The sequence below is a fragment of the Sphaerotilus microaerophilus genome, from assembly GCF_023734135.1.
GTDB lineage: Bacteria > Pseudomonadota > Gammaproteobacteria > Burkholderiales > Burkholderiaceae_C > Sphaerotilus > Sphaerotilus microaerophilus.
Genome location: NZ_AP025730.1, coordinates 5,402,277 through 5,425,762, shown reverse-complemented (window position 1 = coordinate 5,425,762; position 23,486 = coordinate 5,402,277). Strand labels below are relative to the sequence as shown.

Sequence of the window (23,486 nt, the reverse complement as noted above, 5' to 3'; positions counted from 1 at the left end):
GCCGCAACGTGAGTGCCGCGAGGGCGGCGCTCACGGCAGGCAGCGCCCATCGTGGCGCTGCCCGCATCCACCAAGGGCCACGGATCTGGAGGATCTGCAAGTGAGCGACAACAACACTTCCCTGATCGGGCGCCTTCGTGCTCCCAGTTCAAAATACTCGGTGCTGACCCTGCTCGTGGTCGGCATCGTGCTCGGCGTGCTCTTCTGGGGTGGCTTCAACACCGCGTTGGAAGCCACCAACAAGGAGTCGTTCTGCATCAGCTGCCATGAGATGCGCGACAACGTCTACGCCGAGTACAAGGAAAACACGATCCACTACACCAACCGCACCGGTGTGCGTGCGACCTGCCCGGACTGCCACGTGCCCAAGGAATGGGGCCCGAAGATGCTGCGCAAGATCCAGGCGTCGCGCGAGGTCTGGGGCAAGCTGGTGGGCACCATCGACACGCGCGAGAAGTTCGAGGCCAAGCGCCTGAAGCTCGCCGAAAGCGAGTGGGCGCGCATGAAGGCCAACGAGTCGCTCGAGTGCCGCAACTGCCACACGCTGGCGAGCATGGATCCCGAGCGGCAGAAGCCGCGTGCCAAGAAGTCGCACGAGATGGCCAAGAAGAACGGCGATACCTGCATCGACTGCCACAAGGGCATCGCACACCACAAGCCCCAGGGCATGAAGGAAGAGGAGTGAGGATTCCGGGCGCCGCCTGAAGGTGGTTGGCCTCGCCATGCCCGGTGGGGTCAACGGCTTCGGATCGCCTGCGTTGAATCACCCGCGAAGATCGAACATTGAAAGGACCGACACCATGCAAATGACCCGCATCGCCCTGGCCGCCGCCGCCCTCGTGCTCGGCGCTGGCTCCGCTTTCGCCGCCGCTCCGGACTGGAGCAAGGTGCCCGCCCGCAAGGTCACCGCCTTCTACCCCGGCACGTCGCCGATGGAGTGGATCACCAAGGGCACCGAGCACGGTGGCGCGCGCGCGCTCAAGAAGGGCGAGACCTGCGCGAGCTGCCATGACGAGGAAACGGCCGACATGGGCAAGAAGATGGCCAGCGGCCAGAAGCTCGAACCCAAGCCGATCAAGGGCAAGGCCGCCTCCATCGCCGTGAACGTGCAGGCCGCCCACGACGGCAGCAACCTGTACATGCGCTTCAGCTGGAAGCAGCCCGCCGCGGCCGGTGGCGACAAGATGGACAAGGACAACCAGGTCAAGCTGGCCTTCATGCTGGAGGACAACAAGGTGCCCGGCGCCAACCTCTCCGGCTGCTGGGAAACCTGCCACAACGACGCCCGCACGATGCCGGACGCCAAGGACGACAAGAAGACCAAGTACATCAAGGACGGCAACGTCGCCGGCGGCAAGTTCTATGACCTGCTGCAGTGGACCAGCAAGGGCGGCAAGTTCGACGGCTACGTGGCCGACAAGCGCGTGATGGAAGGCGGCAAGGCGCTGGTCGAAGCCAAGGGTGAGAAGAAGGGCGACGAGTGGGTGGTGGTCTTCACCCGCAAGCTCGCTGGCGGTGAGGGCGACGTCGCCCTGGCCGCGGGCAAGGCGGTGAACTTCGGCTTCGCCATCCACGACGACTGGGCCACCGGCCGTTACCACCATGTCTCCCTGGGCTACACCCTGGGCATCGACACCAAGGGCGACATCACTGCTGCGAAACAGTAAGCCCCGTTGCGGCTCACGCCGCTCCCCCCAGGGGGCGCAACCTGTGGACCGGCAAAGCCGGATCCACGGTGGCTGCTTGGCGTGATCGCAGTTCAACGCAGGGACTCTTCGGCTGGCGACCCCCGGGTCTGCCAGCCGTTTTCCGTTTCAGAACCCGGAGAACTTCCATGCCCCCGCTGAACCGTCGACGCCTGTGCACGGCCCTCCTGGCCGTGGGGGCGGGTGTCCTGCACGCTGTCGCCGCCGCGGCTGAACCTGCGGCGGCGGTGGTCGTGGTCGAGATCCGCGACTATCAGTACCTGCCCGCCTCTGTCACCGTGAAAGCAGGCAGCATCGTGCGCTGGGTCAACCGCGAGAAGCGCACCACCCACTCGGTGCGGTTCCTCGGGCCCCAGGGCAGCGAGTCCGAGCGGCTCTTTCCCGACGACGCCTGGGAGCGGCGCTTCGACCGTCCGGGGCGCTACCCCTACGAGTGCGGCCCGCATCCGGAGATGAAGGGCGAGGTGGTCGTCACCGAGTGACGACAGGCCGGCGCTGGTCGGCCGCGCGATGGGCATGACCGCAGCACCGGTCGGGCGCCCAGCCCGCCAGTGCCGTCATGACGCAAAAGTGGCTGGCCTGCGGTGAACCCTACGGCCGGCCGCTTCAATCACTTCGCGGCGACGTTGCCCGAGAAGGTGTTGGTCACCAGCGGCTTGGCATCCACCTGCGGCACGTGGCAGCTGTTGCACTGGTAGCGCTCCATGCGCACCGCCGCCGCCACGGTCAGGTGGCTGTCACCGATCTTCGGTGCGGCCTTCTTCGGCGCATTGGCCGGGCTGTGGCATTCGAGGCACTGGTTCTCCTCGTTGGTGATCTCGTCGAAGTTCTCGATCGCGTGAGGCACCAGCGGCGGCTGCTCCTTGAAGGTGCGGGCAATGGGGGCGCCGCTGCCCGGGCGCTTGCCGGCGTAGAGCTTCTGCTCGGCCGGTGCCTTGTCGATGGTGGCGGCGTCTTCGCCACGCAGCGAGTTCACGCCGGCGAACTGCGCGCAGCCGAACACGCCAGCGGCCACGGCCGCGGCCATCAGGAGGGTGAGGGACTTGCTCATTTCAGGTCCTTTCTTTGTTCGTTCGTCGTCGTCGCTTCGTGCGGATCGGGAGGGGTGATCGTCGTGGTCTGGCATGCGCCGCCTCAGCGGCCGCCCGTCGTGCCACTGCCGACGGGCTGGATGGGAATGTGCCGGGTGCCGGCGCCGTCGGGGCTGCTGGCCCAGCGGCTGCCATAGTGGAAGACGTCCTTGGAGCAGATGTCGATGCAGCGGCCGCAGTTGGTGCACTCCGGGGCGGTGATCACCGGGCCGGCGCCAGCCACGCCCTTCAGCGCGGGCTTGATGACCAGCGGCTCGGGGCAGATGGCGTAGCAGTCGGCGCAGTCGTTGCAGGCCTCTCGCCTGGTTGCAGCCACGCGCAGCACGCTGGCGCGGCCGATCAGGCTGTAGAAGGCGCCCACCGGGCAGAGGTGGCCACACCAGCCGCGCTGCATCACGAACAGGTCGAACAGGAAGATCGCCAGCACCACCGCCCAGGTCGCGCCCAGGCCGAAGATCAGCCCGCGCTGCAGCATCGACACCGGGTTCACCAGCTCCCAGGCGATGCTGCCGGTGACCAGGGCCACCACGCCGGTCATGGCGAGCAGCGCATAGCGCAGGTTGCGCGAGACGCGCGCGCTGCCGCGGATGCCGTAGCGCTGGCGCAGCCAGGCGGCGAGGTCGGTCACCGGATTGATCGGGCAGACCCAGGAGCAGAAGCTGCGCCCGCCCACCAGCAGGTAGAAGGCCAGCACGATCAGGGTGCCGATCAGCGCCGTGCGCTGCGGGGCCTTGCCGGCCAGCAGCGACTGCAGGAAGACGTAGGGGTCGGTCAGCGGCAGCACGCCCAGCGTCAGGCTGGAGGCCAGGTTGCCCTTGACGATCCACCAGCCGAACCAGGGGCCGGCCAGGAAGAGCAGCAAGATGCCGAGCTGGCTGGTGCGGCGCGCGATCAGCAGGCGGTGGGTGGCCCACCAGCCCTTGGCTTCGAGGGCCTCGGCGCCGATGCGGGGCTTGATGGCAGTGGGCTTGGTGGCAGGAAACTTGGCGGCGCTCACAGCTTGTCTCCCTGCAGCGCTTTGGGCAGCCCGACGGGGGCCTGCCCCGGTGAAGGCGCTGCACTGGCACCTGACGCCGCCTCATCGCGCAGCAGGCCGCGGCCCTGCTCGTAGCGCAGGCCCTCGGGCAGGTTGTACTGGTGCTCCACGTCGGGGGCCACCAGGCTGCCGCCAGCCTTTTCCTTCTCGATCCAGCCGAGCCGATAGTGCTTGTTGGGCTCGCCCTTGGCCAGCTCGCGCGGGTAGACCTTGATCGCGGCCACCTCCAGCGGGCAACTCTTCTCGCACTTGCCGCAGCCGGTGCAGGCGTCCGAATGCACCACCGGGATGAACAGGGCGTGCTTGCCGGTGCGGGCGTTGCTGGACAGGTCCAGCGTGATCGCCTTGTCGATCACCGGGCAGACGCGGTAGCAGATGTCGCAGCGCAGCCCGAGGAAGTTCAGGCAGTTCTCCTGGTCCACCAGCACCGCCAGGCCCATCTGGGCCCGGTTGATGTCGGTGAGCTTCGGGTCGAGCGCGCCGGTGGGGCAGGCCTTCACGCAGGGCACGTCCACGCACATCTCGCAGGGCTTCTGCCGCGCGATGAAGTAGGGCGTGCCGTTGGCCACCGCCTCCTCGGGCGTGGCAAGCTTGAGGATGTCGTAGGGGCAGTCGCGCACGCACAGCCCGCAGCGCACGCAGGCGCCCAGGAAGTCGACCTCGTGCAGTGCGCCGGGCGGGCGCACCGCCATCGGCGGGTTCGAGCGCGCATCGCGGGCCAGCAACCCCAGGCCCAGGCCCGCGGCACCGACCCCGCAGACCATGCGGGCCGAATCGAGGATGAACTGCCGGCGCTCGCGCGCCCGGGCATCCGGCGTGGACACGACTCTCTCCTGGGACAGGTGCAAAGGACGCTGCGCGCTTCGACGCACCCGCTGGCATTCATCCAGCGGCCACCGTGGATCCGGCTGTGCCGGTCCACTGGTGGCGCCCCCTTGAGGGGGAGCGGCGTCAGCCGCTTCGGGGGTGGTCGTCAGTCAAGCCTTGACGACCTTGACGGCGCACTTCTTGAAGTCGGTTTCCTTCGAGATCGGGCAGGTCGCGTCCAGCGTGAGCTTGTTGACCAGGCGGTGCTCGTCGAAGAAGGGGATGAACACCAGGCCCTCGGGCACCTTGTTGCGTCCGCGGGTGTTCACGCGCAGGGCGATCTCGCCGCGCCGCGTGACCGCCTTGACAGCGTCGCCGTGCTTCATGCCGCGCTTCTCGGCGTCCTTGGGGTGCATCCACACCACGGCGTCGGGGAAGGCCTTGTACAGCTCGGGCACGCGGCGCGTCATCGTGCCGGTGTGCCAGTGCTCCAGCACGCGGCCGGTGCACAGCCAGAGGTCGTACTCGGCGTCGGGCATCTCGGCGGCCGGCTGGTAGGGCAGGGCGAAGATCTTGGCCTTGCCGTCTGGGTAGCCGTAGAACTTCACGCCCTCGCCGGCCTTCACGTAGGGGTCATAGCCCTCGCGGAAGCGCCACAGGGTTTCCTTGCCGTTCACCACCGGCCAGCGCATGCCGCGCACCTTGTGATAGACGTCGAAGTCCGCCAGGTCGTGGGCGTGGCCGCGGCCGAAGCTGGCGTACTCCTCGAACAGGCCCTTCTGCAGGTAGAAACCGAAGGCCTCCGACTCGGCATTGCTGTAGTTCGGGATCGCATGGCCGTTGACCTTGGCGAGTTCGGCGAGGCCGAACTTGTTCACCTGGCCGTTGGCGTACAGCACCTCGTAGAGCGTCTTGCCCTTGTACTGCGGGTTCTTGTCGAGCAGTTCGGCCGGCCAGACCTCATCGGTCTTGAAGCGCTTGGAGAACTCGATGTACTGCCACAGGTCGGACTTCGCATCGCCCGGCGCCTTGACCTGCTGGCGCCACATCTGGCCGCGGCGCTCGGCGTTGCCGAACATGCCTTCCTTCTCCATCCACATCGCGCAGGGCAGGATCAGGTCGGCGGCCATGGCCGAGACCGTCGGGTAGGCGTCCGAGACCACGGTGAAGCACTTCGGGTTGCGCCAGCCAGGATAGGTTTCCTGGTTGATGTTCGGCCCGGCCTGCATGTTGTTGGTCGTGCTGGTCCAGAGGAAGCCGATCTTGCCGTCCTTGGCCATGCGGCTTTGCAGCACGGCGTGGTAGCCCACCCAGTCAGGGATCGTGCCGGCCGGCAGGTTCCAGAGCTTCTCGCTCTCGGCGCGGTGCTTCGGGTTGGTCACCACCATGTCGGCCGGCAGGCGGTGCGCGAAGGTGCCGACCTCGCGCGCGGTGCCGCAGGCGCTGGGCTGGCCGGTGAGCGAGAAGGGGCTGTTGCCAGGCTCGGAGATCTTGCCCACCAGCAGGTGGACGTTGTAGATCATGTTGTTCACCCAGGTGCCCCGGGTGTGCTGGTTGAAGCCCATGGTCCAGTAGGACGTCACCTTGGTCTTCGGGTCGGCGTAGGCCTTGGCCAGCGCTTCCAGCTTGTCCTTGGGCACGCCGGAGATCTCGTGCGCCTTGTCCAGGGTGTACTCGGAGACGAAGGCGGCGAAGTCGTCGAAGCTGATCGGCGTGTGCTTGTTCGGGTCGCCCTTGGGCTTGCCGTCCGCACCCATGTAGCCGTTGTTGCCGGCAGCCACTTCCAGCGGGTGATTGGGGCGCAGGCCGTAACCGATGTCGGTGACGCCCTTGAAGAAGCCGACGTTCTTCTTCACGAAGGCCTCGTTGACCGCCTTGTTCTGGATGATGTAGTTGCAGATGTAATTGAGGATCGCCAGGTCGCTCTGCGGCTTGAAGATCAACTCGTTGTCGGCCAGCTCGCAGCTGCGGTGCGTGAAGGTGGACAGCACGTGCAGCTTGACGTGCTTGGCGCTCAGGCGCCGGTTGGTGATGCGCGACCAGAGGATCGGGTGCATCTCGGCCATGTTCGAGCCCCAGAGCACGAAGGCGTCGGCGTGCTCGGCGTCGTCATAGCAGCCCATCGGCTCGTCGATGCCGAAGGTGCGCATGAAGCCGGCCACGGCGCTGGCCATGCAGTGGCGCGCATTCGGGTCCAGGCTGTTGGTGCGCAGGCCGGCCTTCCAGAGCTTGGCGGCGGCATAGCCCTCGAACACGGTCCACTGGCCGGAGCCGAACATCGCCACGCCGCGCGCGCCCTGGTTGGGGTCCTTCAGCGTGGTCTTGACCTTCTCGGCCATGATGTCGAAGGCCTGGTCCCAGCTGATCGGCTGGAACTCGCCGGCCTTGTCGAACTTGCCGTCCTTCATGCGCAGAAGCGGCTTGGTCAGGCGGTCCTGGCCGTACTGGATCTTGGCCAGGAAGTAGCCCTTGATGCAGTTCAGGCCCTTGTTGACCGGCGCGTCCGGGTCGCCCTGGGTGGCGACGATGCGCCCGTCCTTGACGCCCACCAGCACGCCGCAGCCGGTGCCGCAGTAGCGGCAGGCGCCCTTGTCCCAGCGGATGCCGTCGGAGGCCGCGGCCGTTTGCGCGTAGGCCTCGGGCAAGGCCACGCCCGCGGCGGTGGCGGCAGCGGCGGCCGCCTTGTGCTTGACGAAATCGCGGCGCGTGAAGGTGACGGGGAATTCCATCTCAGTGCTCCTGGCTCAGGTCCTGGTCGGGTTCGAACTGGTGATAGACCATGGCCACCGACATCACGCCTTCGACCGCGCCGATGCGCGAGAAGGTGTCGGTGGTGGCGTCGTTGGTATCGGCTTCGAGCGTGACGATCAGCTTGCCCTCGGGCGTGGCGGCGTGCACGTCCACACCGGGGATCGCACCCAGCTGGTGGCGCACCTGCGCGAGGAAGTCGGGTCGGGCGTCGACCACGAGGCTGGAAATGTTCATCGCTGGCACCTGATCGGGTTGCGTCCGCCCGCAGCGGGGCAAACACGAAGAATTGGTGGAGCCTAGGTGGGGGAAACCCCGAAATCCTTGAACCGGTTCAGTTTTTTGACCGGATGTCGAGTGGGTGCAATGGGGTTGCGCTTGATCAAGCAGGGGCGCTTGCCGCGTCGGACGGCGTCGGGCGCGCATGCCGCGCGACAGGCGCGGTACGCGCGCACGTCCTTTATTGAGGGGGCGGTAGCCTGCACTTTCTTGAACCAGTTCAACGCAAAGTCCGGCGCCGCAGCCAATCATGGCCACAGCGCGATGTACCGCGGCGGGGACGGCCCGATGGGGCGGCCCGTGACAGGGCGGTCACCCGGCCAGCCGGGGGCGCCGACTGGGCATGACGGAGTAGGCAGCACATGGATGCAAGGTGGAGGATCCGACCCGCAGGGGCCGGGCCGATTCGGATGGCAGGCGTGGCCCTGGCTCTGCTGATGGGGGCGGGCGCCGGTGCGGGCGAGGCTGCCGTACCGGTCGCTCAGGTCGCTCAGGAAGCACCGGCCGCGGAGCCGGCTGCGCCGCGCCGGCAGGCGCTGGTGCGCATGGTCCGCCAGGACTGCGGCTCCTGCCACGGCATGCAGCTCACCGGCGGCCTGGGCCCGGCGCTGACGCGCGAGGCGCTGGCCGACAAGTCGACCGAAGGCCTGGCGATCACGATCTACCAGGGCCGCCTGGGCACGCCGATGCCGGGCTGGCGCACGATGCTCAGCGAGCCGGAGGCCCAATGGATTGCCGAGCGGCTGGTGGCGGGATTCCCGCAGGAGGGTGCGCGATGAGCGCGACGAACACGATGAACCGGCGCGCCTGCCTGCTGGGTGGCCTGGCGCTGCCGCTGGCCTGGAGCGGCTGTGCCGCGGTGGCGCCGAGCGGGGCCGCACCGTCGGCGGCTCCGGCCCTGATGGGCAGTGGCGACCTGGGCGTGGTGATCGAGCGCGCCACCGGCACGCTCGCCATCGTCAACACCAGCTCGCGCAGCCTGCTCGGCAAGGTCACCGGGCTGGGCGACCTCTCGCACGCCTCGGTGGTGTTCTCGCGCGACCAGCGCTTTGCCTACGTGTTCGGCCGCGACGGCGGTCTGACGAAGGTGGATGTGCTGGAGCGCCGCATCGTCCACCGTGTGATGCAGGCCGGCAACTCGATCGGCGGCGCCATCTCGGCCGACGGCACGCTGGTGGCGGCGCAGAACTACACGCCCGGCGGCGTGAAGGTGTTCGATGCCCGCACGCTGGCGCTGGTGGCCGACCTCCCGGCGGTCATCGACCCGGTGAAGCAGTCCGGCAAGCCCACTGGTCAGTTGTCCCGCGTGGTTGGCCTGGTCGACCTGCCGGGGCGGCGTTTCGCCTACAGCCTGTTCGACGCCGACGCGATCTGGATCGCCGACCTGAGCGATGTCGCCCAGCCGAAGGTCACCAAGCTGGAGGGCATCGGCCGCCAGCCCTACGACGCGCTGGTCACGCCCGATGGGCGCCACTACATCGCCGGCCTGTTCGGCGAGGACGGCCTGGCGATGGTCGACCTGTGGGCCGCCGAGCCCCGGGTGCGGCGCATCCTGGGCGGCTACGGCCGCGGCCAGCAGCCGCTGCCGGTGTTCAAGATGCCGCACCTGCGCGGCTGGGCCGTGGCCGGGCGGCATGCCTACCTGCCCGCCATCGGCCGCCACGAGGTGCTGGTGGTGGACACCGAGAGCTGGCAGGAGGTGGGCCGCATCCCGGTGGCCGGCCAGCCCGTGTTTGTGATCGCGCGGCCGGACGGCCGCCAGGTCTGGGTCAACTTCGCGGTGCCCGACTACCACCGCGTGCAGGTCATCGACACGACCAGCCGCAGCGTGGTCCGGACCATCGAGCCGGGCAAGGCCGTGCTGCACATGGAGTTCACGCCGCGCGGCGAGGCGGTGTGGATCAGCGCGCGCGATGCGAACCGGGTGACGGTCTACGACACCCAGCGCATCGAGCCGGTCGGCGAGCTGGCGCTGGACGCGCCCAGCGGCATCTTTTTCACCGCCCGCGCCGCGCGCGTGGGCTTCTGAGGCGGGGCCGTGATGATGCACGATGGCTTCCGGCTGGCGCTGCTCAACCCCTGGCAGCACGACTTCCCGCTGCTGCGCGACCCCTTCGACGTGATCGCCCGCTCGCTCGCGGTGGAGCCCGACGTGGTGCTGGCGGGCTACCGCCGCCTGCTGGCCGATGGCAGCCTGAGCCGCATCGGCGCGGTCTTTGCCGCCGGTGCCGGCGGTGCCGGGCTGCTGGCCGCGATGGCGGTACCGCTGGAGCGGCTGGAGGCGGTGGCGGCGATCGTCTCCGCGCACCCGGGCGTGAACCACAACTACGAGCGCGAGGGGCTGCACAACCTCTGGTTCGTGATGACCGGCGCCGACCGCGCGGCCGTCGACGCGGCGATGGACCACCTGGAGCAGGCCACCGGCCTGGCCGCGCTACGCCTGCGCATGCTGCGACCCTACCGCATCGACCTGGGCTTCGACCTGAATGGCACGGCCCGTGCCCGCCCGCCGCGCCGCGCCGAGGTGCCCCGCGTGGCCGAGGCCGACTGGCCGCTGGCCGCCCTGGCCGAGGCCGGCCTGCCGCTGGAACGCGATCCCTTCGACCGCTGGGCCGCGCAGCTCGGCCGCCACCCGGAGGATCTGATCGCCACGCTGGCCGACTGGGTGCAGGCCGGCACGCTCAGCCGCTTCGGCACCGTGGTGCGCCACCACGAGCTGGGCTGGAGCGCCAATGCGATGACGGTGTTCGACGTGCCCGACGACCGCGTCGATGCCTGTGGCGCCGCGCTGGCGCGCGTGCCGGGCGTGACGCTGGCCTACCGGCGCGAGCGCGCCAGCGGCTGGCCGTACAACCTCTACTGCATGGTGCACGGGCGTGACCGCGAGGCGGTGGCGCGGCTGCTGGCCGAGGCGATCGGCCCCTGCGGGCTGGCGGACTGCCCGCGCTCGGTGCTGTTCTCACGCAGGCGTTTCAAGCAAACGGGGGCCCGGCGTTTCCGCGACCGGGTGACCCTGCCAACACGGGGGGAGTCACATGCACATGGCTGAAGTCTCACAGGTCCGGACCACCGCGCACCTGGCCGACATGGATCTGCGCCTGCTGGAGCGCCTGCACGGCGAGCTGCCGTTGTCCGACCGGCCGTTCGCCGAGGTGGCCGTCGAACTGGGCCTGCGCGAGGATGCGCTGATCGACCGCCTGCGCCAGCTGCTCTCCAGCGGCGTGCTGACGCGCTTCGGGCCGCTGTTCCAGATCGAGCGGGCGGGCGGGCGCTTCGTGCTGGCCGCCATCGCCGTGCCGCCCGAGCGCTGGGACGCCGTGGTCGCGCAGGTCAACGCCCACGCCGAGGTGGCGCACAACTACCGCCGCGAGCACGCGCTGAACATGTGGTTCGTGGTGGCGACCGAATCGCTGGCGCAGGCCGACGCGGTGCTGGCCGCCATCCAGGCCGAGACCGGGCTGGAGGTGCTCGCCTTCCCGAAGGAGCGCGAGTACTTCGTCGAGCTGCGCCTGCCGCTGAGGGGCTCCCCGCTGGATGCCCGCCCCGATGCGGCCCCGCCCGTGGCGCGCCGGCCCGCGGCACCCCAGGCCATGGCCACGCTGGACGGCTTCGACCGCGCACTGATCGCCGCCACCCAGGGCGGCCTGCCGCTGGTGCCGCGGCCCTACGAGGCGGTCGGTGCCGTGCTCGGCGTGAGTGCCGAGCAGGTGCGCGAGCGCCTGGCCGAGATGCTCGCGCAGGGGCTGATCCGCCGCATCGGCGCGGTGCCCAACCACTACCGGCTCGGCTACATCGCCAACGGCATGACGGTGTGGGACGTGGACGATGCGCACATCGACGCGCTGGGCGAGCGCATCGGCGCGCTGCCCGGCGTGAGCCACTGCTACCGCCGCCCGCGCCACCTGCCCAGCTGGCCGTACAACCTCTTCGCCATGCTGCACGGGCGCAGCCGCGCCGAGGTCGAGCAGCAGGCCGCGCAGCTGCGTACCCTGCTGGGCGATGCCTGCAGGGCCAGCGACATCCTCTACTCCAGCGAAATCCTGAAGAAGACAGGGCTTCGGCTGGGCCACGTCGGCTGATTCCGAAAGCCCCACGATGTTCCGCATTTCTCAGTACCTGCGCGACCTGGCCACCGCCGAGCGCACCGGCAGCTACCCGGCGCTGCCGGCCCGCCGCGGCGCGGGCCTGCCGGGCCCGGTCGTGATCTGGAACCTGATCCGCCGCTGCAACCTCACCTGCAAGCACTGCTACGCCCTGTCGGCCGACCACGAGTACGCCGGCGAGCTCAGCACGCAGGAGGTCTTCACCGTGATGGACGACCTGCGTGCCTACCGCGTGCCGGTACTCATCCTCTCCGGCGGCGAGCCGCTGCTGCGCCCGGACCTGTTCGACATCGCCGACCGCGCCAAGGTGATGGGCTTCTACGTTGGCCTGTCCACCAATGGCACGCTGATCGACGCGCCGATGGCCAACCGCGTGGCGCGCGCGCGCTTCAACTACGTCGGCATCAGCCTGGACGGCATCGGCGCGGTGCACGACCGCTTCCGCCGGCTCGAAGGTGCCTTCGACCTCAGCCTGGCTGCCGTGAGGCACCTGCACGAGCGCGGCGTCAAGGTCGGCCTGCGCTACACCATGACCGACCTCAACGCCGGCGAGCTGCCCGCGCTGCTGCAGCTCATGCACGACGAGGGCGCCGAGAAGTTCTACTTCTCCCACCTCAACTACGCCGGGCGCGGCAACATCCACCGCGGCCGCGATGCCCACTTCATCGCCACCCGCCGGGCGATGGACCTGCTCTTCGACACCGCCTGGCGCGACGCCCAGGCCGGCAGCCCGCGTGAGTACGTCACCGGCAACAACGATGCCGACGGCGTCTACCTGCTGCAGTGGGTGCGCGAGCGCTTTCCCCGCTGGGTCGAACCCCTGCGCCAGCATCTGCAGGCCTGGGGTGGCAACTCCAGCGGCGTCAACGTGGCCAACATCGACAACCTCGGCGTGGTCCACCCCGACACCATGTGGTGGCACCACAGCCTGGGCAGCGTGCGCGAGCGGCCCTTCTCGACCATCTGGAGCGACACCAGCGACCCGCTCATGGCCGGTCTCAAGCAGAAGCCCCGCGCCGTGGGCGGGCGCTGCGCACAGTGCCAGCACGTTGCCATCTGCGGCGGCAACACCCGCGTGCGCGCCCAGCAGGTCACCGGCGACGCCTGGGCCGAAGACCCGGGCTGCTACCTGGACGACGCCGAGATCGGCCTGGACGCCCGTGCAGCCGGGGCAACCGAGCGCGTGGCCGTGACCCCCTTCAAGTCCGCCCGCAGCGCCCGGATCGAGGACATCCCGGTCGTTTCGAGCTGAGCCCCTGTTCTTCCGGATCCCTGCACCAGATCAAGGAGCGTGACGCACTGCCCACCTATACCTGTATCTGCGGCCTGTGCCGTGATGAGGAGTTTGGTGATGAAGCAGTTCCCGCATCCCGTTTCCCTGACGCTTGCCGTCGTCGCTGCCGCCCTGCTGGCCGGCTGCGCCGCCTCCGTCGGCGCCCAGTCCGCAGCCCCCACTGCGGCAGTTGCGCCAGCCGCCTCCGGCACCCCGGTGCCCGCCGCTGGCGTGAGCCGCCCCGGCTTCGACTCCAAACCGATCTACACCGCCGGCGTGTCCGGTGACGAGCAAAAAGAGGTGGTGATGATCTCGGTCGCTATCGCCCCCGGCGCCTCCTCTCCGGCGCATACCCACCCCGGCGACTGCGTCGGCACCGTGATTGACGGCCAGATTGAGTTGCGCGCCTTCGGCAAGGATCCCCGCCGCGTCCAGGCTGGCGAGGCCTTCGGCAACACCCGCGGCACCGTGCACCAGTTCGTCAACGTCGGCGACAAGCCCGTGCGCATGATCACCACCCTGGTGGTCGACAAGGGCCGGCCGCGCACGGTGATGCAGCCGGATTTCAAGTGAAACTGGCGGTGTGACGCGGCCATTGAGGTGGCGGGGCATGGAAGTGGTCTGCTGTGATCCGGATGTAGCACGTTTGCTATACATTCAGCCCATGCGCTCTGCCACCTTTCCCCCAATCCGTGTCAAGCCCGAGGTTCGGTCTGAAGTCGAGGCCGTTCTCCGCGAAGGAGAGTCGCTGACCCAGTTCATCGAAGAAGCCGTGGTGTCAGCCGCAGCGTGGCGGCGTAACCAGGCTGAGTTCGTGGCCCGCGGCGAGGCGGCCATCGACCGGTGCAAACGCGAGGGCGGCGGCCTGTCGGTGGACGAGGCCATGGCTGACCTGCAGGGGCGTCTCGACGCAGCCCGCAGTCAGGCCGCCAAGCGCTCCCACCAGTGACCTCCTACACGGTCACCCTGTCGCCAGAGGCCATGGCCGACCTGAGGCGGCTGGAAGACTTTGCCATTGAGCGCGAACTCGACAGCCACACACCGGACTGGGGCACTCCGCAACGTGCACTGGACGCGCTGCACGAAGGCCTGCGCCTGCTGTCCTGGTCGCCATACACCTGCCGCAAGGCGGAGTTGGGCAACGGCCGCTCGCGTGAGCTGATCGTGCCCTTTGGCGGGACCGGCTACGTCGTCCTCTTCGAAATTATTGGCGACCGAGTGCTGGTCGGCGCGGTCCGCCACCAGCGGGAAGAGGATTACCGGCGCTGATGCCTTTGGAGCCGACCGGCCTTCAGCCTGTTCGGCCAAACAGCACTTGCAGCAGTGCCTGCGCCTGCTCTTTGCCCTGCGGGGTGAACATCACCGCCTTCGCATTGCCCACCGGGTTGGAGATCAGCCCCTTGACATGCAGCCGGTTCATGGCGTCCCAGTCGAAGGACTTCCAGGCGCGGTTGCCCCCATGCAGCCCCAGCAGCAGCAATGCCAACACGGCGTCGTCGATGCGTTCGGCGTCCAGTTCCATGGCGGGATGCCTCCATTCAGGCTGGTAACAGCGCATCCAGCGGGCTGCGCGCCCCCATGCCGCCGACCTTCAGCACGTGGGTGTAGATCATGGTCGTGGCCACATCCGCGTGGCCAAGCAGTTCCTGCACGGTGCGGATGTCCGAGCCCGACTGCAGCAGGTGCGTGGCAAAACAATGCCGCAATGTGTGCGGCGTGGCCGGTTTGGTGATGCCGGCGGCCTGCACGGCGCGCTTGAAGGCTCGCTGGAAGGTCTCCGGATACAGGTGATGGCGGCGGATCACCCCGCTGCGCGGATCGGTCGACAGGCGCTGCTGCGCAAACACCCAGAACCAGGCCCAGCTCACGCCGGCGCGGGGGTACTTGCGCTCCAGTGCGTCCGGTAACTGAACGCCAGCGTGCCCTGCGGCTGCATCGGCTGACCAGAGCGCACGGGCTTCCTGTGCGACATGCTGCCTGAGTTCCGATGTCAGGCTGCGCGGCAGCATCACGACACGGTCCTTGCCGCCCTTGCCGGAGCGCACGAAGATGGCCTGGTTCGCGAAGTCCAGGTCCTTGACCCGCAACTGAAGTGCCTCCTCGATGCGCAGCCCAGTCCCATAGAGCAGGCGTGCCAGCAGGCCATACACCCCCTCCATGCCCGCGAGCACCGCGGCCACCTCCTGTGTGGACAGGACGACGGGCAAGCGCCGCTTGGGCACCGGCCGCCCGATCTCGTCCATCCACGGCAGCTGCTGGCCCAGCACCTTGCCGTAGAGAAACAGCAATGCCGACAGCGCCTGCCGATGGCTCGACACCGACAATCGACGCTCTGCCGCAAGATGCGTCAAGAAGGCCTCGACCTCGGGCCCGCCCATCTCGGCCGGGTGCCGCAGGCCATGAAAACGCACGAAGGCACGGCACCAGAACACATAGGCCTCTTCGGTGCGCAGGCTGTAGTGCAAGCCCCGCACCCGCTCGCGCACCTGATCCAGCAGCCGCGTGGCACGCAGGGGTGGCAGCGCCGCTGCCCTCACAGGCCGCAGCGGCCTGCCCGCCACACCTGCCAAGGCCTTCTGATCCCCGCGTGGACTCGTCGTCAACATGCCCAACCCCTTGCCACCGCGGCTGGCGGTGCGCAGAATCAGCTCCACGCACCCGCCGCTTTGTGCGGCAAATTTAGTACTGTATGGATGTACAGTCAATAGGGAGAAAATCAAAGTGCATCAAGAACTTGGCACCACGCGTTCGGCTTGCGGTAGACGACACCTGTCGCGCAAAGCGGCGTAAGGTTGTCGTCCATAACACGTTAGCCGTCATAGGAGAGTTCGTGGATAAGATCGACCTTAAAAGCGAGCTAAAGACCCTATACAGGCCTTCCGCAAAGTCGGTCGTTGAGGTTGATGTGCCTGCGTTCAACTTTCTCATGGTTGATGGCGATGGCAACCCAAACACCTCCGAGAAGTACAAAGAGGCGGTAGAAGCGCTCTACTCCGTCTCGTACACCATCAAGTTCGCACTAAAGCGGGAAAAGGCGCTCGACTACGTCGTGATGCCACTTGAGGGCTTGTGGTGGGCCGATGATCTGACCAGCTTCAACCGCGACGAGAAAGACAACTGGAAATGGACGATGATGATTATGCAGCCACCAGAAGCGTCAAAGCAGATGCTGCAGTCAGCGATCACCAGCGTTCAAGACAAGAAAGGGCTGCCTGGGCTAAAAGGGATTCGATTCGAGCAATTCAAAGAGGGGCGCTGTGCACAAACCATGCACATTGGTCCGTTCTCTGCCGAGGGGCCGACAATTCAACGGGTGCACGACTTCATATCAAGCCACTCGGCACTGAGGGGCAAGCACCACGAGATCTACCTGAGCGACATACGCAAGGCGGCACCGGACAAATGGAAAACCATCATTCGCCAGCCAATGGAATGACGGCTAACAATTCATTCAAGCCGAACCCGCTTCGCGGGTCGGCTTAATTCAGGCGTTAGGCCCCAAGGTTCTCGCGCAGCGTTTTCAGCGCCGCAACGATCCCGCTGTCCTGGCCACGCGCGTAGCTGCCAGGGCTTCCCGCTGGATTGAGCGGGTCCACCATCCGCCAAGTCTTGCGCAGAGCCTCCTCCCATCGCCGTTGTTCTGCCAGACCCGACACTGCCCAGGCTTGCCTGCAAGAGTTTTCCCAGCCCTTGTAGGTATCTGGCGTCGATTCCGCTTTGGTGGTGTCCCACCATTCGTCAAATGTCATCGTCGTTCCTTTCGCTTCGGATACAGGCCTAACTGGTCGCTCAAGGCGACCTCCTACGGGCCTGCGGCCCTACGTCGGCGCCTTAGCTCCAACGTTAGAGGGTAAAGCAGTAATCAAAAGTTCGCAGAGAACTATCACATAGGACTTACGCAGGGTCACTTCAGCTAGCGCAATGATTCGCCATTTCGACTCAATATGTCAGATGGGTGCCATGCGAATGGTTGGTGACCGAAGTTCCTTCTTGAGGAATTCCGAGAGGATTCCCTTCTTCAGGCTGTAGATGTTTGTCTTCAGCGCTTTGGCCGTCTCGCAGAGGTGGACCCAGGCCAATATCGCGCAGGCGATGTGATTCTTCTGTGACCGGGCCATTCTGCACTGACATTTTTCGATGCCAAGAACCTGCTTGATCTCCCTGTGGTACTGCTCAATCTTCCAGCGCACGGCACACATCTCATGCGTATCGTCCGTCGAATCTTGAGATAGGTCGTTTGTCACAACCCAGTCCGTGCGATTGGTATCAACCACAACCCGGAACAGTTTCAGCTTGATGTCACTGGGAAACTTGAACAGTTTGACGTGTTTGCCATGCACATGTTCTTGGGCACTCCACTGCAGCGTACTGACCGCCTTGTAGGGCTGCTGGCCTTGGCTGTCGTCAACCTTGCGATTGCTCTTGAGCGGGCAGTAGAAGTGCTTGCCCGCCCGGTGGATGTGCTTCATCAGATCCATGGTGGCGTACCAGGAGTCCATCAGCACGGTGCGAAAGGGCAGCTTCTTGTGCGCCATGGCATTGTCGAACATCTCCTGGACATGATCCAGCTTGGACTTGCCGTCTTCGTCAGGCGCATAGATGCGCCAGTCGATGATCCAGTAGTGGCCGGTCTTGATGTTCACGTACAGGCAGTTGACCACCCCAATGCCCTTGATCAGGCCGTGGGCGTTGCCGCTGTACTGTTTGCGCACCAGCTCGATTTTGTGCGAGTGGTTCTTGTCCAGAACGCTGTCATCGAAAACCAGGCAGGCATCGTCGTCAAATTCGATGTTTCGTCGGGCCAGATTCCAGACATCGGCCGGGCTGATATTGGCAGCCTGCAAGTAGCGATTTATGGCGTCATGAGAAAACCTCTGATGGTGATCCGCAAAATAGGTCTGCGTGTAGTTGATTTGTGTGGATATCAGAAATTGGCAGTAGTCTCGGCTCGTGGGTTTCATGGTGAATATATTATCACAAATACCACGAAATCGGCGCCGATATATTAAATAATCTAGTTTGATTTAAACGTTTGCGTAAGTCCTATCACAGATAGTCACTGCAAAAAATCGATGTAGAGGTAAAAAAATAGATGGCAAACGAAAATAGCGGCTTACATTCTGCAAAGCGCAACAAGAAGGACGAGTTTTATACTCAAATCTCCGATATTGAGAGGGAGATGCATCATTACCGTCGTCACTTCAAAGGGAAGGTGGTGTACTGCAACTGTGACGACCCATATGTCAGTGCTTTCTTTGAGTATTTCACTAAGAATTTTGAATTTTTGGGTCTTAAAAAACTCATCACCACCTGTTATAAGAATCAACGAATTGACCTTTTCAGTCAAAGCGATTCAGAACAAGCTATTAAACTAGAATACGCAGGCGGAGCAAAGAATAGCCTACCGACTCCTGAAGATATTGGCATTACTGCGCTCAAAGGGGATGGTGACTTCCGCAGCCAAGAGTGCATTAAAATCCTACAAGAGGCAGATATTGTCGTCACCAATCCACCGTTTTCTCTGTTTAGTGAGTATGTGGCTCAATTGGCCAGCCTTGACAAGAAGTTCATAATTATAGGCCACCAGAACGCAATTACTTACAAAGACGTTTTTCCGCTCATTAAGGGAAACAAAATGTGGCTGGGGTTCGGTTTTAAAAGAAACATGGCTCATTTTATTGCCCCGCATTACGAAGACACCGCTTCTGACGCCGACCATCGCGAGGGCATGATTCGCGTATCAGGCGTTGTCTGGTATACAAGCGTCGACCACAGCAAGCGCCACGAAGAAATGATTTTGGTTCAGCGTTATCGTGGTAATGAAGCCTCTTATCCGCACTACGACAATTACGATGCTATCGAGGTTTCCAAGACACAGGACATCCCAATGGATTATACGGGAGCAATGGGAGTTCCCATAACCTTCCTTACCAAATATAACCCTGACCAATTCGAGATAATTGGAGCAACAGAAAGTGAAGGGAAAGGCTTTTCTGTAGGTCTTTGGAACCCTGAAAGTGGTGTTGCGCAGGCAACCATCAATGGAAAGCGAGTTTACAAAAGGCTTTTCATACGCAACCGCAACCCCGTAGTCCTGGAGGCATAATGGATATTGAATTAAAAAACATTGCGGTGAGAGAGTTAGTCGAGAATTACCAAGATAATCAGGAAGCTGGGGTTGTAGGGTTTGGGGGCAAACTGAACATCCGCCCACCTTATCAGCGCGAGTTTGTTTACAGTGAAAAGCAGCGTGAAGCGGTGATTGACACAATTACTAGAGGATTCCCGCTCAATACAATGTACTGGGCTACCACCCCAGATGGGTTCGAAATAATTGATGGCCAACAACGCACAATTTCCATATGCCAGTATGTGGACGGTGTCTTTTCTTACAAAGACCGTTATTTCCACAACCTTCAGAAAGATGAAAAGGATGCCATCCTTGATTACAAACTTACCGTCTACCAGTGCCAAGGCACTGATAGTGAAAAATTAGATTGGTTTCGAACTATCAATATAGCTGGTGAGAAATTAACAGAACAAGAGTTGCGAAATGCCGTCTATGCAGGCTCATGGACGGCAGATGCCAAGCGCTATTTTTCCAAGACTCAATGCGCTGCATGGCAGCTTGCTGACAAGTACATGACTGGCTCCCCCATCCGGCAAGAGTACCTCGAGACCGCAATTTCATGGATAAATGAAGGCGATATAGAGGGGTATATGGCAAAGCATCAGCACGATAAGAATGCTAACCATCTATGGCTTTATTTCCAAGCCATTATCAGTTGGGTCAATGCAAATTTTCCGAAGTACCGAAAGGAGATGAAGGGCATTTCTTGGGGGGATTTATACAACGTCCACAAGGATGACAACCTTGATCCCACCACCTTAGAGGCTGAAACAGCTCGTCTCATGGCTGATGACGAAGTGACAAAGAAAAAAGGTATTTATGAGTATCTGCTCACGAAAAACGAAAAATACTTGAGCATCCGCTCTTTCACAGACAGTAACAAACGCACCCTCTACGAACGCCAAAAAGGTATTTGCACTGCCTGCAAAAATCACTTCGAGATTGAGCAAATGGAAGCAGATCACATCACGCCGTGGTCGCAGGGAGGTAAGACAGAGCTGGATAACGGCCAAATGCTTTGTCGTGATTGCAACCGAAGAAAATCAGATAGATAAAAACAGAGGTAGTGTGCCACCAGCCCTCTAACAAGCCGCTCAACCGGAAGCGCTAAAGCGCGCCGGTTATCTCAGGCGTTAGGCCCGCCGGGAAACAATGCCTGTTGGGCACATCTACAAACGGCCTTGTTGCACCGCGGGCGGTGCGGACCCCAGCATTGGGGTCGCCAGCATTGGGGTCAGGTCTTGTCGTTTGCTGTCTGACGATCCTGGTCGACCGCCGCCGGGCTTCGGGACTAAAGTCCTCCGTGAACCTCAATCGGAACCCATCATGGCTGACCTCGGAGCTGTCTTCTCGGACCTCAGGGCCATCATGGCGCCCTATGCGGCAAGGCTGGATTCAAAGAAGGACGATGGCACCGAGTTGTACGTTGATACACGACACGTCCAGAAGAACAGGAAGCCGCTCTTCTTCGGCGCTGTCCAAGTGAAGAAGGCCTACGTCAGCTACCACCTGATGCCCGTCTATCTGAAGCCGGAACTCCTTGCTGGGCTGTCGCCCGCGTTGAAGGCGAGGATGCAGGGGAAATCCTGCTTCAACTTCACGGCCTCGGACGCAGCGCTCGTGCAGGAACTGGCCGACCTCACCGAGGCAGGGTATGCCAGCTACAAGGAGCAGGGCTTTGTGTAGCCATCGCAAGGGTTTGCGGACTCGGTTGCCCAGGGCCTGACGTCCACCTGGCTCCAATGTCTGGCTTCAAAGGACACATCATGCCAACCGGATACTCCGGCACACCCCTGCCCAGGAAACTCGGGTTCAGCGACAGCACGTGCCTGGTCGTGCTGGGGGAGCCTGATGGTTACGCGGCACTGCTTGGCCCGATACCCGCTGGCCTGGAGCGGCAGCCCGGCATCACGGTGAGCACCAACCTGGTTCATGTCTTCGTCACCCAGCGCCAGGAGCTCGTCGGGCACCTGGGCGCATTGCGGGCAACGCTCCGGCCCGAGGCGGTGATCTGGGTTTCCTGGCCGAAGAAGGCATCGAAGGTGGCCACCGATGTCACCGAAGACCGCATCCGCGAAGTGGCGCTGCCGCTGGGCCTGGTTGATGTCAAGGTCTGCGCGGTCAGCGAGGTCTGGTCCGGGCTGAAGCTGGTCGTGCGCAAGGAGCTGCGGGCACAAGGGGCAGCCTTGTCAGAGCGCCCCGCCCAAACCTAATCAGGATCAAGGCCGCCGCCGCGCCTGCGGCCTAGATTGGCGGCCATGAAGTCGCTGCGTTTTTCCTCTTCCCTTGCCCTCGCGCTGGCCGCCGTGGCGTCGCTGGTGGCGGGGTCCGCGCGTGCGCAGGCCGCGCCCGATGCCCCCGCGCTCTACCGCCAGCACTGCGCCGCCTGCCATGGCGAGCAGCGCACCGGCGGCATGGGGCCGGCGCTGTTGCCCGAGAGCCTGGAGCGGCTGCGCCGTCCCGAGGCACTGAAGGTCATCACGCAGGGCCGCGCGGCCACGCAGATGGCCGGGTTTGCCCCGGCGCTGAAGGCCGAGGAGATTGCCGCGCTGGCGCAGTGGATCTACACGCCGGTGCTGCCGGCGCCGACCTGGGCGGACGCGGATATCCGCGCCTCGCGTGTCGAGACCCCGGGCGCCAAGGACTTGCCGGCCAAGCCGGTGTGGTCGGCCGACCCGATGAACCTGTTCGTGGTGGTGGAGGGCGGCGACCACCACGTGTCGCTGCTGGATGGCGACCGCTTCGAGCGCATGCACCGCTTCGCCAGCCGCTATGCGCTGCACGGCGGGCCGAAGTTCAGCCCGGAGGGGCGCTTCGTCTACTTCGGCTCGCGCGACGGCTGGATCACCAAGTACGACCTCTGGAACCTGACCGTGGTGGCCGAGGTGCGCGCCGGCCTGAACATGCGCAACGTGGCGGTGAGCGGCGACGGCAAGTGGATCATGGCGGCCAACTACTTTCCGCACACGCTGGCGCTGTTCGATGCCGACCTGAAGCTGGTGAAGACCTACGCGGCGACGACGGCCGACGGCCGGGCCAGCTCGCGGGTGTCGGCGGTGTACGACGCCACACCGCGGCAGAGCTTCGTGGTGGCGCTCAAGGACATCCCGGAGCTCTGGGAGATCAGCTACGACCCGAAGGCCGAGCCGCTCTACGACGGCTTGGTGCACGACTACAAGATGGGTGAGGGCGTGCCCAAGCCGGGCCAGTTCGGCGTGAAGCGCTCGCGGCTGGACGAGCCGCTGGACGACTTCTACTTCGACCAGGCCTACACCCACGCCTTTGGCGCGACGCGGCCCAAGGGCGAGGGCCAGCCGAACGCGCAGGTGGTGAACCTGGACGTGCGCCGCACCATCGCCCGCCTGCCGATCGCCGGCATGCCGCACCTGGGCTCGGGCATCACCTTCGACTGGCAGGGCCGGCGGGTGATGGCGAGCCCGAACCTGAAGGACGGTGCGATCGACGTGATCGAGCTGGACAGCTGGAAGCCGGTGAAGACCATCCGAACGCCGGGCCCCGGCTTCTTCATGCGCAGCCACGAGAAGAGCCGCTTCGCCTGGACCGACTCGATGATGAGCCCCACGGCCAGGGACACGCTCACCATCATCGACAAGACGACGCTGGAGCCGGTGGCCAGCGTGCGCGAGCCGGGCCGGACGCTGGCGCACATCGAGTTCACCAAGGACGGCCGCTACGCGCTGGCCAGCGTCTGGGAAATGGACGGCGCGCTGATCGTCTATGACGCCACCACCTTCAAGGAGGTGAAGCGCCTGCCCATGAGCAAACCGGTGGGCAAGTACAACGTGTTCAACAAGATCACCCGCTCGGAGGGCACCTCGCACTGAGCCGGCTCGCTGCTGGCGCGATCATTCCGGAGCCATCCAAGATACCCTGTGGGGTGATCACATCCTGACGAGGAGACGGACATGGACGATGCTGCGGCTGATGGAACCACCCAGGCGCAGGCGATGACGCTGCCTGCCCGGGACGAGGAGGGCTACCTCGTCGATCCCGATACGTGGAGCGAGCCGGTGGCGCGGGCCCTGGCGAGCGAGCTGGGGATCGCGCTCGGGGAGGAGCACTGGCAGGTGCTGCGCTTCATGCGCGACTGGTACGAGGAGCACCGCGTCATCGCCGATGCGCGCCACGCGATGCGCCTGCTGGAGCAGCGCCATCCGGGACAGGGGAGGCAGCGGTTGTTCGAGCTGTTTCCCTACGGCTATGTGGCGCAGGCCTGCCGCATCGCCGGCATGCGGCGCCCGCGTGCCTGGAGCACGGGTTGACGCTGCGCAAGGGACGTGGCGGCCTGGCCG

At 64.7% G+C, this 23,486-nt stretch carries 27 protein-coding genes and 1 pseudogene; 19 read left to right on the top strand and 9 right to left on the bottom strand.

Features of this window, described 5'->3' with window-relative positions:
* Positions 1 to 100 precede the first annotated feature (100 nt).
* From NGK70_RS23370 to NGK70_RS23360, 3 genes are all read left to right on the top strand, one after another.
* Positions 101 to 685 carry a NapC/NirT family cytochrome c gene (locus NGK70_RS23370; protein WP_310742559.1) on the top strand — a complete coding sequence of 195 codons (585 nt, stop codon included), beginning with the start codon at positions 101 to 103 and terminating at the stop codon, positions 683 to 685.
* Positions 686 to 800: 115 nt separating this feature from the next.
* The gene (locus NGK70_RS23365; protein WP_251970844.1) at positions 801 to 1,667 is read left to right on the top strand and encodes an ethylbenzene dehydrogenase-related protein; all 867 of its coding nucleotides are present in this window, start codon (positions 801 to 803) and stop codon (positions 1,665 to 1,667) included.
* Positions 1,668 to 1,834: 167 nt separating this feature from the next.
* Positions 1,835 to 2,188, top strand: a complete 354-nt coding sequence (locus NGK70_RS23360; RefSeq protein ID WP_251970843.1) for a cupredoxin domain-containing protein — start codon at positions 1,835 to 1,837, stop codon at positions 2,186 to 2,188.
* A gap of 128 nt (positions 2,189 to 2,316) precedes the next feature.
* Here NGK70_RS23360 and NGK70_RS23355 read toward each other — a convergent pair whose 3' ends face one another.
* From NGK70_RS23355 to NGK70_RS23335, 5 genes are all read right to left on the bottom strand, one after another.
* Positions 2,317 to 2,757, bottom strand: coding sequence for a nitrate reductase cytochrome c-type subunit (locus NGK70_RS23355; RefSeq protein ID WP_251970842.1), 441 nt, complete (start codon positions 2,755 to 2,757; stop codon positions 2,317 to 2,319).
* Positions 2,758 to 2,840: 83 nt separating this feature from the next.
* Positions 2,841 to 3,794: a quinol dehydrogenase ferredoxin subunit NapH gene (gene napH, locus NGK70_RS23350; protein ID WP_251970841.1), complete on the bottom strand. Its 954-nt coding sequence runs from the start codon at positions 3,792 to 3,794 to the stop codon at positions 2,841 to 2,843.
* Complete coding sequence (gene napG / locus NGK70_RS23345) at positions 3,791 to 4,657, bottom strand: ferredoxin-type protein NapG (RefSeq protein WP_251970840.1); 867 nt, start codon at positions 4,655 to 4,657, stop codon at positions 3,791 to 3,793. The genes napH and napG overlap by 4 nt, the downstream gene beginning before the upstream one ends.
* 153 nt (positions 4,658 to 4,810) lie before the next feature.
* Entirely contained in the window at positions 4,811 to 7,369 is a 2,559-nt protein-coding gene (napA, locus tag NGK70_RS23340; RefSeq protein WP_251970839.1) for a nitrate reductase catalytic subunit NapA, read from the bottom strand.
* Position 7,370: 1 nt separating this feature from the next.
* Positions 7,371 to 7,625: a chaperone NapD gene (locus NGK70_RS23335; RefSeq protein ID WP_251970838.1), complete on the bottom strand. Its 255-nt coding sequence runs from the start codon at positions 7,623 to 7,625 to the stop codon at positions 7,371 to 7,373.
* Positions 7,626 to 8,077: 452 nt separating this feature from the next.
* Here NGK70_RS23335 and NGK70_RS23330 point away from each other — a divergent pair, with 452 nt between their 5' ends.
* From NGK70_RS23330 to NGK70_RS23290, 9 genes and pseudogenes are all read left to right on the top strand, one after another.
* Positions 8,078 to 8,446 carry a c-type cytochrome gene (locus NGK70_RS23330; RefSeq protein ID WP_251970837.1) on the top strand — a complete coding sequence of 123 codons (369 nt, stop codon included), beginning with the start codon at positions 8,078 to 8,080 and terminating at the stop codon, positions 8,444 to 8,446.
* Between the two features lie 14 nt (positions 8,447 to 8,460).
* Positions 8,461 to 9,696, top strand: a complete 1,236-nt coding sequence (locus NGK70_RS23325; RefSeq protein WP_310742609.1) for a cytochrome D1 domain-containing protein — start codon at positions 8,461 to 8,463, stop codon at positions 9,694 to 9,696.
* A gap of 12 nt (positions 9,697 to 9,708) precedes the next feature.
* A complete protein-coding gene (gene ahbB / locus NGK70_RS23320) occupies positions 9,709 to 10,716 on the top strand; it encodes a siroheme decarboxylase subunit beta (protein ID WP_251970836.1) in 1,008 nt (335 codons plus the stop codon).
* Positions 10,703 to 11,101: pseudogene (locus tag NGK70_RS23315) on the top strand (Lrp/AsnC family transcriptional regulator); the annotation flags it as partial. The gene ahbB (NGK70_RS23320) and the pseudogene NGK70_RS23315, both read left to right, overlap by 14 nt.
* A gap of 156 nt (positions 11,102 to 11,257) precedes the next feature.
* Positions 11,258 to 11,746, top strand: a complete 489-nt coding sequence (gene ahbB / locus NGK70_RS23310; protein WP_251973879.1) for a siroheme decarboxylase subunit beta — start codon at positions 11,258 to 11,260, stop codon at positions 11,744 to 11,746.
* Between the two features lie 16 nt (positions 11,747 to 11,762).
* Positions 11,763 to 13,022, top strand: coding sequence for a heme d1 biosynthesis radical SAM protein NirJ (gene nirJ / locus NGK70_RS23305; RefSeq protein WP_251970835.1), 1,260 nt, complete (start codon positions 11,763 to 11,765; stop codon positions 13,020 to 13,022).
* A gap of 99 nt (positions 13,023 to 13,121) precedes the next feature.
* Positions 13,122 to 13,616, top strand: a complete 495-nt coding sequence (locus tag NGK70_RS23300; protein WP_251970834.1) for a cupin domain-containing protein — start codon at positions 13,122 to 13,124, stop codon at positions 13,614 to 13,616.
* A 91-nt stretch (positions 13,617 to 13,707) separates the two neighbouring features.
* Positions 13,708 to 13,992 carry a YlcI/YnfO family protein gene (locus tag NGK70_RS23295; protein ID WP_251970833.1) on the top strand — a complete coding sequence of 95 codons (285 nt, stop codon included), beginning with the start codon at positions 13,708 to 13,710 and terminating at the stop codon, positions 13,990 to 13,992.
* Positions 13,989 to 14,312: a type II toxin-antitoxin system RelE/ParE family toxin gene (locus tag NGK70_RS23290; protein WP_251970832.1), complete on the top strand. Its 324-nt coding sequence runs from the start codon at positions 13,989 to 13,991 to the stop codon at positions 14,310 to 14,312. Before NGK70_RS23295 ends, NGK70_RS23290 begins: the two co-directional genes overlap by 4 nt.
* A 22-nt stretch (positions 14,313 to 14,334) precedes the next feature.
* On the opposite strand, the gene NGK70_RS23285 is transcribed toward NGK70_RS23290, so the two are convergent.
* Both NGK70_RS23285 and NGK70_RS23280 read right to left on the bottom strand, forming a co-directional pair.
* On the bottom strand, positions 14,335 to 14,565 hold the full coding sequence (locus NGK70_RS23285) for a DUF6429 family protein (RefSeq protein WP_251970831.1): 231 nt from the start codon (positions 14,563 to 14,565) through the stop codon (positions 14,335 to 14,337).
* 16 nt (positions 14,566 to 14,581) lie between these two features.
* Positions 14,582 to 15,763: an integron integrase gene (locus tag NGK70_RS23280; RefSeq protein ID WP_251970830.1), complete on the bottom strand. Its 1,182-nt coding sequence runs from the start codon at positions 15,761 to 15,763 to the stop codon at positions 14,582 to 14,584.
* A gap of 110 nt (positions 15,764 to 15,873) precedes the next feature.
* Here NGK70_RS23280 and NGK70_RS23275 point away from each other — a divergent pair, with 110 nt between their 5' ends.
* A complete protein-coding gene (locus NGK70_RS23275) occupies positions 15,874 to 16,479 on the top strand; it encodes a GyrI-like domain-containing protein (RefSeq protein ID WP_251970829.1) in 606 nt (201 codons plus the stop codon).
* 55 nt (positions 16,480 to 16,534) lie between these two features.
* Here NGK70_RS23275 and NGK70_RS23270 read toward each other — a convergent pair whose 3' ends face one another.
* Together NGK70_RS23270 and NGK70_RS23265 are read right to left on the bottom strand one after the other, a co-directional pair.
* Positions 16,535 to 16,792 carry a hypothetical protein gene (locus NGK70_RS23270; RefSeq protein ID WP_251970828.1) on the bottom strand — a complete coding sequence of 86 codons (258 nt, stop codon included), beginning with the start codon at positions 16,790 to 16,792 and terminating at the stop codon, positions 16,535 to 16,537.
* Positions 16,793 to 16,990: 198 nt separating this feature from the next.
* Complete coding sequence (locus tag NGK70_RS23265) at positions 16,991 to 18,004, bottom strand: IS701 family transposase (RefSeq protein WP_251969112.1); 1,014 nt, start codon at positions 18,002 to 18,004, stop codon at positions 16,991 to 16,993.
* Between the two features lie 131 nt (positions 18,005 to 18,135).
* Between NGK70_RS23265 and NGK70_RS23260 the strand changes: the two genes are divergently transcribed.
* The 6 genes from NGK70_RS23260 to NGK70_RS23235 all read left to right on the top strand — a co-directional run bounded on the left by NGK70_RS23260 (position 18,136) and on the right by NGK70_RS23235 (position 23,456).
* The gene (locus NGK70_RS23260; protein WP_251970827.1) at positions 18,136 to 19,149 is read left to right on the top strand and encodes an adenine-specific methyltransferase EcoRI family protein; all 1,014 of its coding nucleotides are present in this window, start codon (positions 18,136 to 18,138) and stop codon (positions 19,147 to 19,149) included.
* Positions 19,149 to 20,228 carry an HNH endonuclease family protein gene (locus tag NGK70_RS23255; RefSeq protein ID WP_251970826.1) on the top strand — a complete coding sequence of 360 codons (1,080 nt, stop codon included), beginning with the start codon at positions 19,149 to 19,151 and terminating at the stop codon, positions 20,226 to 20,228. The genes NGK70_RS23260 and NGK70_RS23255 overlap by 1 nt, the downstream gene beginning before the upstream one ends.
* 271 nt (positions 20,229 to 20,499) lie before the next feature.
* On the top strand, positions 20,500 to 20,859 hold the full coding sequence (locus NGK70_RS23250) for a hypothetical protein (RefSeq protein ID WP_251970825.1): 360 nt from the start codon (positions 20,500 to 20,502) through the stop codon (positions 20,857 to 20,859).
* Positions 20,860 to 20,915: 56 nt separating this feature from the next.
* Positions 20,916 to 21,386 (top strand): DUF3052 family protein, encoded by a 471-nt coding sequence (locus NGK70_RS23245; RefSeq protein ID WP_251970824.1) that lies wholly within the window; start codon positions 20,916 to 20,918, stop codon positions 21,384 to 21,386.
* Between the two features lie 45 nt (positions 21,387 to 21,431).
* Positions 21,432 to 23,018 carry a nitrite reductase gene (locus NGK70_RS23240; RefSeq protein ID WP_251970823.1) on the top strand — a complete coding sequence of 529 codons (1,587 nt, stop codon included), beginning with the start codon at positions 21,432 to 21,434 and terminating at the stop codon, positions 23,016 to 23,018.
* 81 nt (positions 23,019 to 23,099) lie between these two features.
* Entirely contained in the window at positions 23,100 to 23,456 is a 357-nt protein-coding gene (locus tag NGK70_RS23235; protein WP_251970822.1) for a TusE/DsrC/DsvC family sulfur relay protein, read from the top strand.
* Positions 23,457 to 23,486: the final 30 nt, after the last annotated feature.

Bases quoted from the DNA above. Each gene is read 5' to 3' on its own strand.
- NGK70_RS23365 (WP_251970844.1), top strand. From the start codon at position 801: ATGCAAATGACCCGCATCGCCCTGGCCGCCGCCGCCCTCGTGCTCGGC.
- NGK70_RS23360 (WP_251970843.1), top strand. From the start codon at position 1,835: ATGCCCCCGCTGAACCGTCGACGCCTGTGCACGGCCCTCCTGGCCGTG.
- NGK70_RS23355 (WP_251970842.1), bottom strand. From the start codon at position 2,757: ATGAGCAAGTCCCTCACCCTCCTGATGGCCGCGGCCGTGGCCGCTGGC.
- napA (WP_251970839.1), bottom strand. From the start codon at position 7,369: ATGGAATTCCCCGTCACCTTCACGCGCCGCGATTTCGTCAAGCACAAG.
- NGK70_RS23335 (WP_251970838.1), bottom strand. From the start codon at position 7,625: ATGAACATTTCCAGCCTCGTGGTCGACGCCCGACCCGACTTCCTCGCG.
- NGK70_RS23330 (WP_251970837.1), top strand. From the start codon at position 8,078: ATGGCAGGCGTGGCCCTGGCTCTGCTGATGGGGGCGGGCGCCGGTGCG.
- NGK70_RS23325 (WP_310742609.1), top strand. From the start codon at position 8,461: ATGAACCGGCGCGCCTGCCTGCTGGGTGGCCTGGCGCTGCCGCTGGCC.
- ahbB (WP_251970836.1), top strand. From the start codon at position 9,709: ATGATGCACGATGGCTTCCGGCTGGCGCTGCTCAACCCCTGGCAGCAC.
- ahbB (WP_251973879.1), top strand. From the start codon at position 11,258: ATGGCCACGCTGGACGGCTTCGACCGCGCACTGATCGCCGCCACCCAG.
- nirJ (WP_251970835.1), top strand. From the start codon at position 11,763: ATGTTCCGCATTTCTCAGTACCTGCGCGACCTGGCCACCGCCGAGCGC.
- NGK70_RS23300 (WP_251970834.1), top strand. From the start codon at position 13,122: ATGAAGCAGTTCCCGCATCCCGTTTCCCTGACGCTTGCCGTCGTCGCT.
- NGK70_RS23295 (WP_251970833.1), top strand. From the start codon at position 13,708: ATGCGCTCTGCCACCTTTCCCCCAATCCGTGTCAAGCCCGAGGTTCGG.
- NGK70_RS23285 (WP_251970831.1), bottom strand. From the start codon at position 14,565: ATGGAACTGGACGCCGAACGCATCGACGACGCCGTGTTGGCATTGCTG.
- NGK70_RS23270 (WP_251970828.1), bottom strand. From the start codon at position 16,792: ATGACATTTGACGAATGGTGGGACACCACCAAAGCGGAATCGACGCCA.
- NGK70_RS23265 (WP_251969112.1), bottom strand. From the start codon at position 18,004: ATGAAACCCACGAGCCGAGACTACTGCCAATTTCTGATATCCACACAA.
- NGK70_RS23260 (WP_251970827.1), top strand. From the start codon at position 18,136: ATGGCAAACGAAAATAGCGGCTTACATTCTGCAAAGCGCAACAAGAAG.
- NGK70_RS23255 (WP_251970826.1), top strand. From the start codon at position 19,149: ATGGATATTGAATTAAAAAACATTGCGGTGAGAGAGTTAGTCGAGAAT.
- NGK70_RS23250 (WP_251970825.1), top strand. From the start codon at position 20,500: ATGGCTGACCTCGGAGCTGTCTTCTCGGACCTCAGGGCCATCATGGCG.
- NGK70_RS23245 (WP_251970824.1), top strand. From the start codon at position 20,916: ATGTCTGGCTTCAAAGGACACATCATGCCAACCGGATACTCCGGCACA.
- NGK70_RS23240 (WP_251970823.1), top strand. From the start codon at position 21,432: ATGAAGTCGCTGCGTTTTTCCTCTTCCCTTGCCCTCGCGCTGGCCGCC.
- NGK70_RS23235 (WP_251970822.1), top strand. From the start codon at position 23,100: ATGGACGATGCTGCGGCTGATGGAACCACCCAGGCGCAGGCGATGACG.